Genomic DNA, 16,592 nt, shown 5'->3' with positions numbered 1-16,592 from the left:
ATCTTAAGAGAGATACTCTCAGGAGAATAACCGGTAAAAAATCGCACTAACGAAAATCAGTGCGATTTTAAAGGACACAATTATACATCATTCATTGTACCATAATCCAATACTTTTTCAAGCATTATACTCACGATTCATTTTTTGCCCATCTACTCCTACAGAAAGTAGCACTATTGCTTACTCAAAAACTTTAGTTGTTGCAAATTTATTGAGTAAATAACTTTGAATATCTGCCTTCCAATAAAACAAACGTAAGACGATATTTATCCCCATGAACCCGACAAAGTATGGCCAAGTCGTTCCTAGACCAAGATTGACTTCTAGTAAATGATGGAAAAGCATTGCTGCAACATATATACCGATCACTGTCGTGACTGCTAAGAATATACGTAACGGATTGAATGGGTAGCAAGCTTTGATTACTGCCATACAGCTGATCCCTATCAACAAATAATACATCAGTGTCGTTGTTTCCATATTCGTAAACGATAAAATGTCGCCTAACAAGTACACCACAATGATATTTAATACAACTAACAACGCATTCGGTAATGCATTGATCAGAGCGGTTGGTAAATAGCGATAAGTGACTTTTTTTCGATCTTGTTCAAACGAAAGGAAGAAAGAAGGATATCCTTCAATGGCTAGATCGATCAGAGTGATTTGGATTGGGATGAAAGGAAAACCAATCGCTGTCACTGCACATATAATAGACAAGATAAACGAATAGATCGTCTTGATGAAGAAGATCCCTGAAACTTTCGTCACGTTATTCACTACTCGTCGCCCTTCAAACAAAACTTCTGGTAAAGTAGTAAAATCGGAATCCAACAAGACCAAATTAGCGATTTGACGAGTTGCACCGTCACCTTCCGCCATTGCAATACTACAATCGGCCTCTCGCAAAGCTAAAACATCATTGACGCCATCGCCTGTCATGGCAACTGTACGTCCACTTTCTTTTAGTTCGTTCACTAAAATTTTCTTTTGTTGCGGACTCACTCGTCCAAAGACGGAATATTCATGTACGGCGTTTCGAACTTCTGATTCTTCCGTCAACGTTGAAAGATCAATATAAGAATCATAGTTTGGTAGGCCTGCACGTCTGGCAATATTCGATACTGTAAATGGATTATCACCTGAGATGACTTTTAGATCGACTCCTTCATTATGCAGGTAAGCCAAAGTTTGCTTAGCATTTTTACGGATCGGATCATCAATTTCAAACAATGCGAGTGGCTCCACGCCATGTGGTGCATCATCCGTCAGCCGCTGATTTGGTGCAAGTCCAAGCATTAGTACACGATATCCGTTGGCTTGTGCCGACAATAAACTTTCTGGTAGTTGTTCCTCTGTAACTAAACGCTCAGGCGCCCCAACATAAATGACTCCTAACTCAGGGAATTCCATCGCCCCCCATTTACGGTCAGATGAAAAAGCTAATTTTTCCGTTACATCGTAGCGATTTGAAACGGCAAAATAATCTCTTAATGCGCGCATCGTGATATTATTGTCGCTGCTCTCAGCTAAATAAGTACCCATGATCTCAGAAATGGCATTTTCATAGACAGGATGAAGTGCTTCAACTCGTTGGATACTCATTTTACCTTCTGTAATCGTTCCTGTCTTATCTAGACAAAGCGTATCGACATGTGCGAGTGTTTCGATCGAATACATATCTTGGACTAAGATTCTCTTTTTTGCCAGTTTTGTGACACCAGTCGTTAAGGCAATACTGATCAAAAGGACTAAGCCCTTTGGCAACATTCCTAATAAAGCAGCTGCCGATGCAATAACTGATATTTTGATCGATGCATCACGAATGAACAATGCTTCTAAAAATAAAATAATACCTAGTGGGATAATGACAAAACTAGTGAATTTTGAAACCTTACGGATCGAATCCACCAATTCTGAATGGATTGCTTTGTGTGTTTTTGCTTCACTGGTCAGGCGGACTGCATAATTGTCTGCACCAACTCGAATCGTTTCTGCAAAGACGGAGCCACTTGTCAGATAACTACCTGACAGTAATTCATCACCTGCTGTTTTTACGATCAAATCTGATTCACCTGTCAATAACGCTTCATTTGCTTCAGCGCGACCAGATACCACCCGCAGATCTGACGGGATTTGTTCCCCTGCACCGATTTTGACGATATCACCTAATACCAATTCTTTTGTACTAAGGGATAACTCTTTTCCTTCGCGGATAACTAAGACTTCCGATTGTGAAACAATCGATAATTTTCGCACGAGATTTCGGGCATGGATTTCTTGATAAATACCAATGATGATATTTACCATGATGATTGCTAGATATGCCATATTCGAGTACGCACCGACAAAGAGTAAACATACCCCAATACCAAAGTTCAAAAAATTAAAAAGCGTCAAAATATTATCGCTAAAGATCTGCCCAGTACTTTTCGTAGCATCCTCTTGATAATCATTTTGTTGTCCAGAGGCAATTCTTTCTTTCACTTCTTTCTGAGAGAGACCTCTTATTTCTTTATTTTCCATTTTTAGCCAACTTTCAAAAAATAATCAACGTAATTAAGTCTAGCTTGTTCCAGTAGCAAAAACAACTTATTTTTTTATATTTTAAACAAAACAAAAACACACGATCGAACACCAAGCATTTGTTGCTGGTCTGACCAATCATGTGTAAAGCAACCGTTTCTATTTATATCGTTCTTCCAGACGACTCATCCACCAACCGAGCAGTGCTCCGACAATGAATAAAACTGGACAAAGTAAGATTCCCAAGAGTCCAAGTCCAGAATAATCTGTTGGAATGATCATGATCGTTGAAGCAAAGACGACACCTAGAATAAAATGGAACAGTTTACTATAGGCTTTAGAGAAAATATAGTCCATGATCTTTGATAATCCCAACACACAAACAATTCCGCCCAATGCAATCGGCAAAATCACGTCTAAACGCATCTCTTTAAAACCATCTGCCATTGCTTTATAAAGACCCATGTATACAAGGAAATTAGAAGGGCTAAGTCCAGGAACGATCATTCCAAGACCGATCAGTCCGCCTGCGATGATCCAAGTAACCGTATTTTGCTCCACTTGACCATCGAAAAGTTGTGCCCCATAAAATAGAAAAAGATAAGCAACTACAAAAGTGACGACCATGATCACGACATCCGTCGTTTGCCGTCCCTTTTTCCCTGCCTCTTTCCACAACGTAGGAACTGTTCCAGCGATACACCCGACAAAAAACCAGAGAATGGTTGTTTCGTACGCCCCTAATAAAAAGCTAACTAAAAATGAAAGTAAGAAAACACCCGTGACACCTCCAAGTCCCACAGGCAAAAAGAACCAAACATTTTCTTTGAAAGTCTTCGTGATGTGAGCCAAAAAAGAAATCAACCGTTCATACATACCAAAAACAGCAGCTAATGCGCCACCACTTACCCCTGGCAAAATAAATCCAGAGCCAATAAACATTCCTTTGATAAAACGTAAAAGCCAATCCTTTGATCCATTTCTAGTGACATTTTCTGTTGCTTCTTGTCTATTTTCCACCTATAGTAGCACTCCTTCTTTCTTAATTATTCAATACTTGGAACTATTTCCATACTTTTTCATATAATTCGATTAGTTTTCCATTCATATCCACAACATCTGAATAGAACATGTTACCTCCATTATGATAGAGATACCCACCATTGTAAAGCAAGGACTGGACTCGCCAATAACGATATTTCGTCTTCCCATTGTTACCTAGTAACGGGCTTAGTACGTTTTTGGAATATTCTTCTGCTAATTCTATGCTATTTTTGCCTCCATGCTTTTTGACGTAAGCAATATAGTCTTTGCCAAAGTTATACGCCTGGATAGCCGTAGCAAGATCACAGCCTTGTTCGTTTGCCTCAGTGATCATTTCGGCCAAATAGCTAACTCCCTGATCAATACTTTCTTCTTGGTTGTTGATCATATTTGCTTTTCCATAGGCACTTTCCGAGCTTTGCATCAAATCAGTACCCTTACCCTTTGATTCTGTGAGAATGATCCCTTTGATCAGATTTTTGTAATTTTCCATTTGATATTTTTTTGTAGCTACCGCAATTTCAGAATCGTATTGTTCCACCTGCTTGATGGATGTATAGGTTCTTCCTCCGATAAAAAGGATACCTACAAGCACCGCAATGGCAAGCAACCGTAGCGGCCATCGAAAAATCGATTTTCTTTTTTTCTTCATAAAAACTCACCTAGTTATTTTGACATCTTATTTATCTTACTATTTATTATCTTCCTTGGCTATTTAAGAGAGAAAATTCGTTGCTTCTCTTAATAAAAAATGAAAAATTCACTATTTTTTCTTATCTTACGAAATTGATCGTTGTTTTTTTAGGAAAAGCATTGTCCTTATCAAAGAAAAGTCGTTATAATTTAACCAGTAGGTGATTATGTGGAAAATGAAAAGAAATATGCAAAAATGGCAGATGGTAGTGAGATTTATTACGAAAAATGCGGTAAAGGATTTCCGCTTTTCTTACTTCATGGTAATGACGGCAGTGGCCGCTTTTTTTCAGAACAAGTACCTGTTTTTAAACAGTTTTATACAGTATATCTGATCGATAGTCGCGGACACGGTCGATCAACGAACAATGCAAATACCTTGAGCTTCCGTTTAATGGCTGAAGATCTTTATACCATCATGTTGTTAGAAGGGATTACAAAGGCAAACATTTTAGGATTTAGTGATGGTGCAAACCTCGCTTTAGTATTTTCAAGTTGTTATCCCGAAAAAGTGCATCGGCTGATTTTAAATTCAGGAAATACTTTAGTAGAAGGTGTTCTTTTTTCTGCAAGAATAGCTAGTTACTTGCATTATGCATGGGTTTGGCTGCTATCGATCTTTCGTCCAACGCTTAGAAGAAATCTACTAGTAATAAATCTATTATTGCAAGATGTGGGACTTTCTACAGCAGATTTGGAAAAAATCAAATCGAAGACATTGATCATTGTTGGGAAAAAAGATGTGATCAAATTAAAGCATTCACTTTACTTAGCCAAAACGATCCCAAATGCTTCCTTCGTTCTTGTAAAAGAGCAAGGGCATCAACTCGCTAGAAAAGATCCAGAACGATTTAATCAAGAAGTACTAGAATTTTTAGCTGAATAATAAAGAATAGTAGGTGATTTTTTTGATAAAACAGACCGTGCAGTGGATCAAAAACCATTTAGGTCTCTTTAAAATGATATTTTTGATTTCAGTCATCGTAATTATCGTTAGTGAACTAATTTCAATTGGAAAAACATTATCTGTTGACCAGTTAGCAGAGACATTCGCCACCATTCCTCTTTGGAAAACCGGATTGATGCTACTCATCGGCTTAGTCGCGGTACTTCCTATGATTGGTTATGATCTTATTTTAAATCGATTACTTGGACAAAAGCAAAAACCGCAATATTTATTTGAGACAAGTTGGCTGATCAATACCATCAACAATATCGCAGGATTTGGCGGATTCGTCAGTATCGGCTTGCGTTCTGAACTTTATGGCAACAAAAAAGAAAGTAAACAGTTGATGCAAGCCCTCTCTAAGATCTTTCTTTTCTTGATGGCTGGTCTTTCGGTTTACAGTCTGATTTCCTTTTTCATGGTCTTATTTAGTCCTGTCGCTCCATTCCTTAAACAATACTGGATCTGGTTGATTGGCGGAGGATTGTATTTCCCGATCGTGTTCCTTGTCACTACGCTGAAAAAAGAAGGTTATGTCGGCGGGCTTTCCTTAAAAACACAAGGTCAATTATTGCTCGTATCTTTTCTTGAATGGTCAGGGGTATTATTTAGTTTCCTAGCAGTAGGCTATTTGATGGAAATCAGGATCGATCTTTGGCAAACGATTCCTCTGTTTATTGCCGCTTCGGTTATCGGGATCGTCTCCATGATACCAGGTGAAATCGGTAGTTTTGACGTCATGATGATCATCGGCTTATCCGCGATTGGCGTACCTAAAGAAACTGTCGTTGTTTGGATCTTACTTTATCGGGTCTTTTATTATATTATCCCTTTCTTGATCGGAATCGTCTTTTTCTTTAAAAATATCGGCTCAACTTTTGATAAACGTTACTCAGGTATCCCAAGGCAATTAGCGACAGAAATCGCGCATAAAATCGTTGTTGTTCTTTTATATTTTTCAGGAATCATGTTGGTTCTCTCTGCAACGATCCCACAAGCTTTTACTGAGTTTCGCTGGTTGCACAGCTTGAATCCTTTGAGGTTGCACTTGATCATTCAATTTCCAAGTATCTTATTAGGCTTTTTATTTGTAGTCATGGGAAGAGCAATGGCAGCTCGCGTAAAAAGAGCTTACTGGCCAACGATTGGCTTGATCCTCCTTTCACTGATCTACGTTGGTATCACAGATCTTAGCCTAACAGCAGTTGTTTTTCTAACGATCCTATTGTTGATCATCGTTGCTTCCAAAAATGAATTATTTCGGGAACAAATCATCTATTCTTGGGAATGGCTGACAGTAGATGGTCTGATCACCGGCACCTTATCCCTTCTTTACATTATTATTGGGGTATACAACATGCCGGAATTTCCCCATCGGAAGCATCACTTTATCTCGTTTTTCCTTTTCCCTTCTGAAAAGATTTGGTTCTCTGGATTACTTGCAATTATCGCTGTAAGTTTCATCATCATTCTCCTCGTTCATTTTTTACAAGGGAAGAAACAGCAGATCGGCGAACCATTTAACGAGGAACGAGCATTGTCAGTATTACATTCTTTTGGCGGAAATTCAGATAGTCAACTGATTTTCTTAAAAGACAAGCGGATGTTCATTTATGAAAAAGATGGGCAGCCAACTGTCTTACTGCAATTTGCTTGCTATAACAATAAATGTATCGTGATGGGTGATCCTTCTGGGAAAAAAGAAGATTTTGCTGAAGCAATCGAGGCATTTATCGAAGAAACAGACCGCTTGTGCTACCTCCCTGTTTTCTATGAGACAAGTGAAGAGATCGTGATGATCCTTCATGAATTTGGGTACGACTTCATTAAAATGGGCGAAGAAGCTCACGTAAAATTAGCCGATTTCACTACTTCCGGCAAAAAAATGAAGGGATCTCGGGCAATCTTAAACCGAATCGAACGTGAAGGATTTACCTTTGAAGTCATCCAACCACCCTTTTCAGCTAGTCAAATGGCTGACTTGAAGAAAATTTCTGATAGTTGGTTAGGTACACGAAAAGAAAAAGGTTTTTCCTTAGGATTCTTTTCAGAAGATTACTTGCAACGAGCACCGATTGCTATTGTGAATAGCCCAGAAGGAGAAATGGTCGCTTTCGCCTCCATTATGCCTACCTATACAGATAATAGAATCGGCACGATCGATTTGATGCGTTACGATCTAGACCGAGCACCATCTGGAAGTATGGATTTTCTCTTCTTACATCTCTTCGAGTATATGAAAGAAGAACAGATCGAGTACTTTAATTTGGGAATGGCACCTTTAGCAAATGTAGGAACTTCTAGAAAAAGTTTCATTCAAGAACGAATTGCTTATCTTGTCTATGAATTTGGTTCTCACTTCTACTCATTCCATGGGTTACGTGAATACAAAGATAAATATGCAACCAACTGGATTCCACGCTATACGCTTTACTCAAGAGATAGTTGGATCGCTTATGTCATGATTGCCTTGTTGATCATCGATAATGCGCCTGTTGAAACTCCAAAAAACCGATTATTCGGATTAAAGAAATGGCTGCGCAGACGTTGATGTGAATAGAAAGAAATCTAAAAAGTATTGTTTTTCAAAAACTTCATTTTGAAAATATCTACCGCCTTCCATAGGAGACGGTAAATCAAAAGAAGTTGGGACAGAAGTGTTTCTTACTTCTGTCCCAGCCTCTTTTGTCTATTTACTATCCCCCGTCACTATTCGTTCTAGCGCACTCCTCTCATTTCACTCCGCAGAATATCTTCTATTGATCCTAATCGTCACTTCTAGTTTCATTCTTGATTGAACTAATCTCCTTGAAAGATGCTTCTACTTCAATAACATTTCATAGCTTAACTTCCTCGTAACTCCTCGTACAAGCAACCAAGCAAGGAGGATCAAAGCAATACTCAATCCTAATGTGATCCAAGTGTTTACAAGCATGATTCCCATAAACTGTCCAATGATAAAAAGTAAGATAGGTAAAATCAGAAAAACAGCGCGTTGCTGTGCTTCTTCTACAGTCTGCGCTTTTGCAGAACCGCGTACAGTAATCGTGATTGCGATAAAAGATATTGCAGGTGACGCCAATAACAGAATGACTAGCCAACTTATACTAGGTAAGAACATGGTACCCATCAACACAAGTATTTCAACTTGCGTCACGATCAGCATGGCAAAAAATGAAGTAAAGGAAACGATCATACTTAATAGAAATGCTGCCGCTATTTTTGATTGGAAAATTTTTTTTAGTGGAAGAGGACAGTAAAGCAATGTTTCCAAGGTCTGTTTTTCCTTTTCTCCCACGAATGAGCTTGCCGCCATAACAGACGAAGCCATGATGGGTATCATCAAAAAGAACACAGGCATGATGTTATTCATCAATAGCTTGATCAAACTCTGTTTGACATCCTGATCTACACCCGTGCTTGGGATCATCTCTAATAGTGCTTGTAAATTGAGAGAATCTAATGGGACAAAATGGACCATCATAATAAAAATAGTGGGTAGAACAATCGTCAATGCCAAAGGAACCATCAATATGGTAACAAATACCTGTTTGTTGGTCATGATACTTTGCAAATCTTTTTTGATGATGGCCCACTGCATAGTATGCAACATTTTACTCGTTCCCCTTTCGTTTTTCGATCAAGCTGAAATAGATATCTTCCAATGTTGGCTGCTCGGCAGAAACATGGTAAATATCTCCACCTACCTCCACGATCTGCTTCACAAGTGAAGGGATTTCTTTTTCTGTCTGAACGTCAACTTCAAACATCCCTTGTTCGATTTTTCGATAAGACACACTATCCGGCATATAATTCGTCTCGATTTTTACCGTCATACCAGAATGGATCTTTACGCGAAGCTGTTCAAGTGTGCCTATTGCAAGTAGTGATCCCTTGTCAATCAAACCATAAGAAGTACAAATCTCCTGAGCATAACGCAATTGATGTGTACATAAGAAAATCGTCATCCCTTCTTCCTGGGCCAATTTTCGAATCATGTGATTGACACTTTGGGCACTTTCAGGGTCTAACCCAGAAGTGGGTTCATCTAGAAACAAAATTTTAGGTTGATGGATCATTGCACGCGCAAGAGAAAGTCTTTGTCTCATCCCAGTAGAATAAGACCCTAGCTTGTGATCTTTTGCTTCAGTCAGATTCAGTCTTTCCAAAAGTGCAGTAGCACGCATGAAACTCTCACTCTTATTTATACCGAATGCTGCTCCATAAAACATAAGATTGTCAATACCTGACAAGTTATCGTACATTTGTGCATGCTCTGTGACTACACCGGCCAACGCATGTACTTTTTCAGGATTTTCCATAGGATCGATATCGAATACCCGGCACTGCCCTCCTGATAGTTGAAGCATACCATTGAGTATCTTCACAGTAGTAGTTTTCCCCGCACCATTCGGACCTAAGAATCCAAACACTTCTCCTGGTTCAATGCTAATCGTTATATTGTCTATCGCTTTATTTTTATCAGGAAATACTTTTGATACATTCTCAAGCAAAACTGCTTTCATCGTTTCTTCCCTCCTGCAACTATTTTGAGTTCCTCCGCATCCTACGTTCATCATTGCTTTTTATTCTATAAAACTATTCACTCTGACTGGATACACCTGGATCAAGCTGTAAACGACAATCTTGATCTGCGCATCTTGAACAGAACTGGCTGTTCGTAAAAAGCAAACGTTATCTTTTATTATAACAAAAAAACTGCAGATCAAAGAATTTTTTCTTTGTCTGCAGTCTTTTATTTAAATAGATTCTCTTTAATGACCAAATTAGGCTTCGATTTCTGTTACGATACCTGAACCTACTGTACGGCCACCTTCACGAATAGAGAAAGTTGTTCCGTTTTCGATGGCAACTGGATGGATCAATTCAACATCGATCGTTACGTTATCTCCAGGCATAACCATTTCAGTGCCTTCAGGTAAAACGATTGTTCCTGTTACGTCAGTCGTGCGGAAGTAGAATTGTGGACGATAGTTATTGAAGAATGGTGTATGACGCCCACCTTCTTCTTTTGTCAATACGTACACTTCTGCTTTGAATTTTGTATGTGGTGTGATTGAACCTGGTTTTGCGATTACTTGTCCACGTTCAATATCTTCACGTTGGATACCACGTAACAATACCCCAACGTTATCACCTGCTTCACCATAGTCTAATGTCTTGCGGAACATTTCGACCCCAGTTACAACAGCTTTTTGTGTTTCAGGTTTGATACCGACGATTTCGATTTCATCACCTACACGAACTGCACCACGATCGATACGACCTGAGGCAACAGTCCCACGACCTGTGATTGAGAAGACATCTTCCACTGGTAACAATAATGGTTTGTCTGTATCACGTTCTGGTGTTGGGATATATTCATCAACAGTATCCATCAATTCCATGATAGCTGCTTCTGCATCAGGATCTCCTTGTAAAGCTTTTAATGCTGAACCTTTGATGACTGGTGTATCGTCACCTGGGAAACCATATTCGCTTAATAATTCACGAACTTCCATTTCGACAAGATCAATCAATTCTTCATCATCTACTAAGTCGATTTTGTTCAAGAAGACGATCAAATATTTAACACCTACTTGACGTGACAATAAAATATGTTCACGTGTTTGTGGCATTGGTCCATCTGTTGCAGATACAACTAGAATGGCTCCGTCCATTTGAGCAGCACCTGTGATCATGTTTTTCACATAGTCCGCATGTCCTGGTGCATCGATGTGTGCATAGTGACGTTTTTCAGTTTCATATTCTACGTGCGCAGTATTGATTGTAATCCCACGTTCACGTTCTTCAGGTGCCGCATCGATACTAGCATAGTCTTGAGGATTTGCTAAGCCTTTTTTACCTAATACTGTAGTGATTGCAGCAGTCAAAGTGGTTTTACCATGGTCGACGTGACCAATAGTCCCAATGTTTACGTGTGGTTTACTTCTATCATAATGTTCTTTTGCCATAATTAACAAACCTCCTAAATGTTTTAGAGCTCGATTTTTCGCTCTCACTTGTTTATTATAGTCTTTTTTAGCTTAAATAAAAAAGATTATGTCCGCCTTACTTTTTATAAGCATCGAACGAACCCTATTATACGTCAAAATTGGTCAAAGTCAACTAAGAACACTCGCCTTGTTGACCAGTTCAGTATTCGAAGAGCACACAGACACAACCGTTGAATTTTCAGCAATTAAGTCGTTTAAAAATAACCTTGCCATTCATCAATGATCACTTGGAAAAGTAAGGGGTATTTCGTGATTACCAAATCTGCTTGTGACAAAAACACACTGATCGGTTCGTTGGGATCAACTGAATACTGATATTCTTTTTAATATTCTTTTTAATATTCTTTATAAAAGCAAACTGCTTCTTGTTGCTCTGCTAGGTGGAGCCCATTTTTTTCATAGAATCTTTTTATCACAGGGTCATTTTCTGCCAGTAATACTTTTTCCCTCACATCTGTATAAGCTTCTACCATCTTCTTCATCAGTTCTGTCCCAATGCCTTGCTTTTGATAGGCAGGGTGTACCAACAAGTCTTGAATGTAAAGAATTGTTTCACCATCCCCCACACTGCGGATCAGTCCAATCAATTCTTTCTCTTGCCAAACAGTGATGACCTTAAGTGACTGCTCCACCGCCTTCAGTAGTCGTTTGCTATCTGTTGTATATGCCGTCCAGCCTACAGCGCCATAAAGTTCTAGTAATGATTGTTCACCAATACATTTTTGTTCATGAAAATGCATAACTACACCTCCTTCATCGTATATACCATTATTTATTGTGCTTAGCGAAAAACCTTCAACGACTTTCGAACTCTCAATCAGCTGTAAGTTCAATAAAATTCCCCTCTGGATCTTGGACCACTGCCTCATAATAACCATCTCCCGTCGTTCTTGGACCACTTAGTAGTGGATAACCATCAGCGATGAATCGTTCCGCAAATGAATCCACATCTTCTTTTGTTCCGACTGCTAATGCAAGATGCGCATAGCCTAACGTATCTACCGATCGATCAGATAAAAATGGTTTAGTGATCAATTCGATTCTGCCACCAGTAGGAAAACTTAAAAAATAAGATTGGAACCTCGTTTTGGGATTGGTATATTTTTCTGAACTTTTTGTGCCAAAATAGCACTCGTAAAACGCTCTCATTTTTTCTAAATCCTTTGTCCAAATCGCAATATGCTCGATATGCATGAATTCCACTCCTTTATATTTTAAATCTATATGATTATTTATACCACGCTTGATAATTCCCATAAAGCGTCATCTTCCTATTCTATTTTTCTATGATAAACTAAAATGAACAAGAATGTGGAACAGATCTAAAAATTAGGCTTGCTACAGACGCTCGAATAAACGAAAGTCCAAAAGTCAGGCTTTTCGGAAATTTCAAAAAAACGAGCGTGGGACAAAAGTAAGAAACACTTTTGTCTCAGTCTTTAAAAACGAATAAACGGCGGGAGCAGAAGCAAATCCTTCTTAAATAAGCCGAAATTCACAAAAATTTGAAAAGCAATTTTCGTTCATTTCTTCTTATTTCTCGGAGTTGAACACTTCTGTCTCAGCCTCGTTTTTCTCTCCAATTTCTCAAACCTAAACGACTTTTGTCTCGGCCTCTTCCTATCTACTAATGTAATACAAAAGTTACACGGATTATCGCTCTATCTAATGTATTTGTTTCATTTGACGATTTTCGATCAATGTTGGTTTTCCTTCAATTAATTGATCTGCAAATAAAGCGACGTCTTCTCCTGTGATATCAAGAACTGCTTTCCCGCTTTGTGCCCCTTCTTCGAATAACTCTACTAATTCAGAAAGTACACCATCCTTTTCAGTTACACCAATCGGCGCTACTTTAAAAAAATATTTTTGGATCTCTTTATAAACGATTTGATAGTCTTTCGGTAAACTCTTGACACGGATCATGTGGACACGCCACTCTTTTTTTTCATCGATCATTTCTTGGATTCCCATAGTTTATCCCTCAATTCTTCAGTTTTTCAGCTACAGATTCGTTTAATTGCTTCCGCCATTTATCGCGGTAATTTTCTACACCTTCAACTCCTGCGACCGCTGCACTGAATTTCTTCGCATCCCCATCAACGATTTGATCGATTGGAATTCCATCCATTGCAGATTCCTCTAGCAGTCCCAGAATCCCATCTAAAATAGGGACTAGGTTCCTACCGGAAAAATTCGAATAGTCCCATAAACTACTTTGGATCTCTTTCCATGCTATCTGATAATCTAGCGGCAGTTTATCTGAACGCACATCAAATTCCTGATACGCTCTTCTAATATCATTACCTGTGATTTTGTCATAAAATTTCATTTTTCATCTCTTCTTTCTTCACTTGCTTCATTTGTCTTTACTTTTGCCAATTGAGAGACTAAGAAACGCCATTTTTCCCAAAATTCTTCTAGATATCTATCACCCTTATCATTCAACTGATAAAACTTCCGTGCTGGACCAAGTTCTGATTTTCTCTTTTCAGTCGTTACTAACCCCTTCTTTTCCAATCGCAATAAAACAGTATACACTGTTCCTTCCACGATTTCTGAAAAGCCAGTAGCCACTAGCTCATTCGTGATCTCATATCCATATGTTTCCTGCTTGTTCTTGATGATTTGCAGGACGATACCTTCTAATGAGCCTTTTAATAACTCGGTTATCCCTTTCAACTTCTGTCACCTTCTATGTGTAAAAATACTTTGTAACACTTAGTACTGGAGTATCATAACACCATCATCAAAAAGAAACAACTACCTAGTATTAAAAAGTAGAAGATTTAATTTTTCTTTATAAAATTTTACATTCCAATTGATTCAATAGACGAATCGACTATTTTCATGAATAATAAGATTGAGGTGAAATGGATGATGAAAAAATGGCTTGGCGCACTCATCGTAGTTGCGATTTTTTTAGGCGGTAGTTTTGCTACTTATCGTTATTACTACATGGGAGAAACCTATTATACAAAGATCACGACAAATGGCGAAAGACATACAGAGGGCGACCGAAAAAACACGTATTATACGTATAAACAACCGGGTTATAATGAAGAAGGTCAAGAAAAAGAAGTTTCTTTTAACGAACTAAGAGAAAGACCATTGAAGATGAATGCATATCTCAAATTAGAAGTGAACGAGAGAAAAGGCGTTTTGAATTGGGAAGAAGTAAAGGTCAATGAGATTCCAAAAGCTGCAGCGCAACAGTTAGAATGATAAAATAGCCAGAACACTACGAAAATAAGTATTTCCGCAGTGTTCTGGCTTATTTGTTGAAAATTTAACCGATTTTTTGAATCGCTCAGTCGTATCCTATAAACGATTTAAAACTTCATCGACATTTTTGATCATGACTGAAATCGTTCCATCTGGATTATTTACGAATTCGATCAAATCAGGATTGCGGTAAACATCGACAGGGACAATCAATTCGATTCCATTTGATAGTTTAAATTTTTGTTTTCCAAATTTTTTCTCGGATATTTCTTGTACTTCTTTAACAGGTGGCGCTTCTGGAACAAAACCTTGTTCCTGTACTTCTTCTTGAAACGCCAATTTTGCTGTGATGTTTTCTTTGAACACCTTTTCGGCAATCATTTCATGATCTAATCTGCCCTTTTCTTCGATCGTATCATAAACGGCTTCCTTCAAATCTGCCATGATATCAAACTCTTCCGTTTCAAATTTTTTACCTAGACTCTTGGCAACCTTTTGGATAACCTTGACGTTTTCTTCTAATGAGGGAGCGGGAACACTCTCGATCACTCTTCCAGAAAAGTAAAGTTCTTTTTTCCCAGAGAATTCATATTTCTTTTCGATCAATTCATACGTCAAGTCAGTTAAGTTCACAGCAAGTGCTTCATCCGCTTTCTGTGATTTTGAACCAAGGATCGCTCTGTTCAAAATCAAACGATTATCGATTCCTGTTTCATCTGCTTCGACAAAGTGAGTATACGATTCCCGATAATTTACTTTTAGCAAAGCTAAATACATGACGGTATCCATCTCGTACAAGACAACAAAAACATCCGCGCTTGGTGCCTCTTCACTTTCTTGATAGACGTCAAACCACCGTTGTACAATCAATTCACTCGCTTCAACAAAATTTTCTTCACAGTTTTTTAAATGCGTACCGATTACACTTTCTTGTGTCAACTGGCCGGTCTTTGTTTGTGCAGAAGAAATTTTTTGGATTTTCTTTTGTAAAAACTCTCGGGTAAAATCTTTTGTCAAATCCAATTCTTTTTGAGAAAAAACTGGAGAACCAGTTTCGCGATCAATAATATGCAAAATTGCTTTTTTTAAATAGATATCCATTCTCTCATTCCCTTCTGATTTAGTTTACGTAATTTACCGGCAAAATACTAGAATGAAAAAACATTTTTTTATTGATTTTACTAAAATAAAAAAAGAAGAAACAAAATGGATTCTTTTTTTGGAAAAATGAGCTAGAATTAAGAAGAAATAAAAATTAAGGAGTTGAGAGTATGGATTCATTAACAAGTACGTATCGTTTAGCAAACGGCTATAAGATCCCAGTCGTTGGTTTTGGCACATGGCAAACACCAGATGGAGATGTTGCCGTTGCATCAGTAAAAGAAGCATTAGCAGCAGGGTATCGTCACATCGATACTGCACAAGGCTATAAAAATGAGGAAAGTGTAGGACAAGCAATAAAAGAAAGTGGCATTCCTAGAGAAGAAATTTTTCTTACTACAAAATTGTGGAATGCAAATCACAGCTATGACTTAGTGATGTCTTCCTTTGAAGAATCCTTGAAAAAATTGCAAACAGACTATGTTGATCTATTCTTGATCCACTGGCCTAATCCCGTTGCATTTCGAGACAATTGGGAAGAAGCAAATGCAGAAACATGGCGTGCATTTGAAGAATTATATGAAGCTGGGAAAATCAAAGCGATTGGTGTCAGCAACTTCTTACCTCACCATTTAGACACTTTGGCTAAAACAGCAAAAATAATGCCAATGGTCAATCAGATCTTCCTTGCTCCAGGAGAGTTACAACCTGAAGTCGTGGATTATGCTAAAAAATACGATATGATCTTAGAGGCTTACAGCCCACTAGGAACTGGGAAAATTTTCGATGTTCCTGAAATGCAAGAAATTGCAAAATCACATGACAAGAGCATCGCTCAAGTTTCTCTTCGCTGGTCTTTACAACACGGCTTTTTACCATTGCCTAAATCAGTAACACCTAGCCGTGTCAAAGAAAATACTGAACTATTTGATTTTGAATTGTCAGAAGAAGAAATGAAACAAATCGATCAATTGGACGGCGTAGTTGGAAAAGCAAAAGATCCAGATACTGCTCAATTCTAAGTTAAGGAAGTTAGATAG

At 38.2% G+C, this 16,592-nt stretch carries 16 protein-coding genes; 4 read left to right on the top strand and 12 right to left on the bottom strand.

The genetic code is table 11. The features are described 5' to 3' along the window. Positions 1-180 precede the first annotated feature (180 nt). The 3 genes from IGI47_RS06200 to IGI47_RS06190 all read right to left on the bottom strand — a co-directional run bounded on the left by IGI47_RS06200 (position 181) and on the right by IGI47_RS06190 (position 4,222). Positions 181-2,526, bottom strand: coding sequence for a cation-translocating P-type ATPase (locus tag IGI47_RS06200; RefSeq protein ID WP_438783655.1), 2,346 nt, complete (start codon positions 2,524-2,526; stop codon positions 181-183). A 159-nt stretch (positions 2,527-2,685) separates the two neighbouring features. After that, positions 2,686-3,468 carry a DUF368 domain-containing protein gene (locus IGI47_RS06195; protein WP_311930008.1) on the bottom strand — a complete coding sequence of 261 codons (783 nt, stop codon included), beginning with the start codon at positions 3,466-3,468 and terminating at the stop codon, positions 2,686-2,688. Between the two features lie 121 nt (positions 3,469-3,589). Continuing rightward, on the bottom strand, positions 3,590-4,222 hold the full coding sequence (locus IGI47_RS06190) for a lysozyme family protein (protein ID WP_438783654.1): 633 nt from the start codon (positions 4,220-4,222) through the stop codon (positions 3,590-3,592). Positions 4,223-4,432: 210 nt separating this feature from the next. Here IGI47_RS06190 and IGI47_RS06185 point away from each other — a divergent pair, with 210 nt between their 5' ends. Further along, a complete protein-coding gene (locus IGI47_RS06185; protein WP_005878622.1) occupies positions 4,433-5,149 on the top strand; it encodes an alpha/beta fold hydrolase in 717 nt (238 codons plus the stop codon). Between the two features lie 22 nt (positions 5,150-5,171). After that, positions 5,172-7,760: a bifunctional lysylphosphatidylglycerol flippase/synthetase MprF gene (gene mprF / locus IGI47_RS06180; protein WP_311929711.1), complete on the top strand. Its 2,589-nt coding sequence runs from the start codon at positions 5,172-5,174 to the stop codon at positions 7,758-7,760. Positions 7,761-8,030: 270 nt separating this feature from the next. On the opposite strand, the gene IGI47_RS06175 is transcribed toward mprF, so the two are convergent. The 8 genes from IGI47_RS06175 to IGI47_RS06140 all read right to left on the bottom strand — a co-directional run bounded on the left by IGI47_RS06175 (position 8,031) and on the right by IGI47_RS06140 (position 13,908). Beyond that, complete coding sequence (locus IGI47_RS06175; RefSeq protein WP_311929709.1) at positions 8,031-8,822, bottom strand: ABC transporter permease; 792 nt, start codon at positions 8,820-8,822, stop codon at positions 8,031-8,033. A 1-nt stretch (position 8,823) separates the two neighbouring features. Then, on the bottom strand, positions 8,824-9,735 hold the full coding sequence (locus IGI47_RS06170; protein ID WP_438783653.1) for an ABC transporter ATP-binding protein: 912 nt from the start codon (positions 9,733-9,735) through the stop codon (positions 8,824-8,826). Between the two features lie 261 nt (positions 9,736-9,996). After that, a complete protein-coding gene (tuf, locus tag IGI47_RS06165) occupies positions 9,997-11,184 on the bottom strand; it encodes an elongation factor Tu (RefSeq protein WP_005878630.1) in 1,188 nt (395 codons plus the stop codon). 377 nt (positions 11,185-11,561) lie between these two features. After that, positions 11,562-11,966 carry a GNAT family N-acetyltransferase gene (locus IGI47_RS06160; RefSeq protein WP_438783652.1) on the bottom strand — a complete coding sequence of 135 codons (405 nt, stop codon included), beginning with the start codon at positions 11,964-11,966 and terminating at the stop codon, positions 11,562-11,564. 73 nt (positions 11,967-12,039) lie between these two features. Continuing rightward, positions 12,040-12,420, bottom strand: a complete 381-nt coding sequence (locus IGI47_RS06155) for a VOC family protein (RefSeq protein ID WP_438783650.1) — start codon at positions 12,418-12,420, stop codon at positions 12,040-12,042. A 471-nt stretch (positions 12,421-12,891) separates the two neighbouring features. Further along, positions 12,892-13,200: a DUF1048 domain-containing protein gene (locus tag IGI47_RS06150; protein ID WP_438783648.1), complete on the bottom strand. Its 309-nt coding sequence runs from the start codon at positions 13,198-13,200 to the stop codon at positions 12,892-12,894. Positions 13,201-13,210: 10 nt separating this feature from the next. Next, entirely contained in the window at positions 13,211-13,558 is a 348-nt protein-coding gene (locus IGI47_RS06145; RefSeq protein WP_311929703.1) for a DUF1048 domain-containing protein, read from the bottom strand. Continuing rightward, positions 13,555-13,908 (bottom strand): PadR family transcriptional regulator, encoded by a 354-nt coding sequence (locus IGI47_RS06140; RefSeq protein ID WP_438783647.1) that lies wholly within the window; start codon positions 13,906-13,908, stop codon positions 13,555-13,557. The genes IGI47_RS06145 and IGI47_RS06140 overlap by 4 nt, the downstream gene beginning before the upstream one ends. A 198-nt stretch (positions 13,909-14,106) precedes the next feature. Here IGI47_RS06140 and IGI47_RS06135 point away from each other — a divergent pair, with 198 nt between their 5' ends. Continuing rightward, positions 14,107-14,451 carry a YxeA family protein gene (locus IGI47_RS06135; protein ID WP_311929699.1) on the top strand — a complete coding sequence of 115 codons (345 nt, stop codon included), beginning with the start codon at positions 14,107-14,109 and terminating at the stop codon, positions 14,449-14,451. A gap of 96 nt (positions 14,452-14,547) precedes the next feature. Here the strand turns inward: IGI47_RS06135 and IGI47_RS06130 are convergent, their stop codons facing one another. Beyond that, the gene (locus IGI47_RS06130) at positions 14,548-15,552 is read right to left on the bottom strand and encodes a nucleoid-associated protein (protein ID WP_005878643.1); all 1,005 of its coding nucleotides are present in this window, start codon (positions 15,550-15,552) and stop codon (positions 14,548-14,550) included. Between the two features lie 170 nt (positions 15,553-15,722). Here IGI47_RS06130 and IGI47_RS06125 point away from each other — a divergent pair, with 170 nt between their 5' ends. Next, on the top strand, positions 15,723-16,574 hold the full coding sequence (locus IGI47_RS06125; RefSeq protein WP_438783646.1) for an aldo/keto reductase: 852 nt from the start codon (positions 15,723-15,725) through the stop codon (positions 16,572-16,574). The last annotated feature ends 18 nt before the right edge of the window (positions 16,575-16,592 follow it).

This window comes from Enterococcus sp. AZ191 (genome assembly GCF_051713845.1).
GTDB lineage: Bacteria > Bacillota > Bacilli > Lactobacillales > Enterococcaceae > Enterococcus_B > Enterococcus_B durans.
Note: the sequence above shows the minus strand (reverse complement) of the source record. Positions and strands in the feature narration are given on the sequence as shown.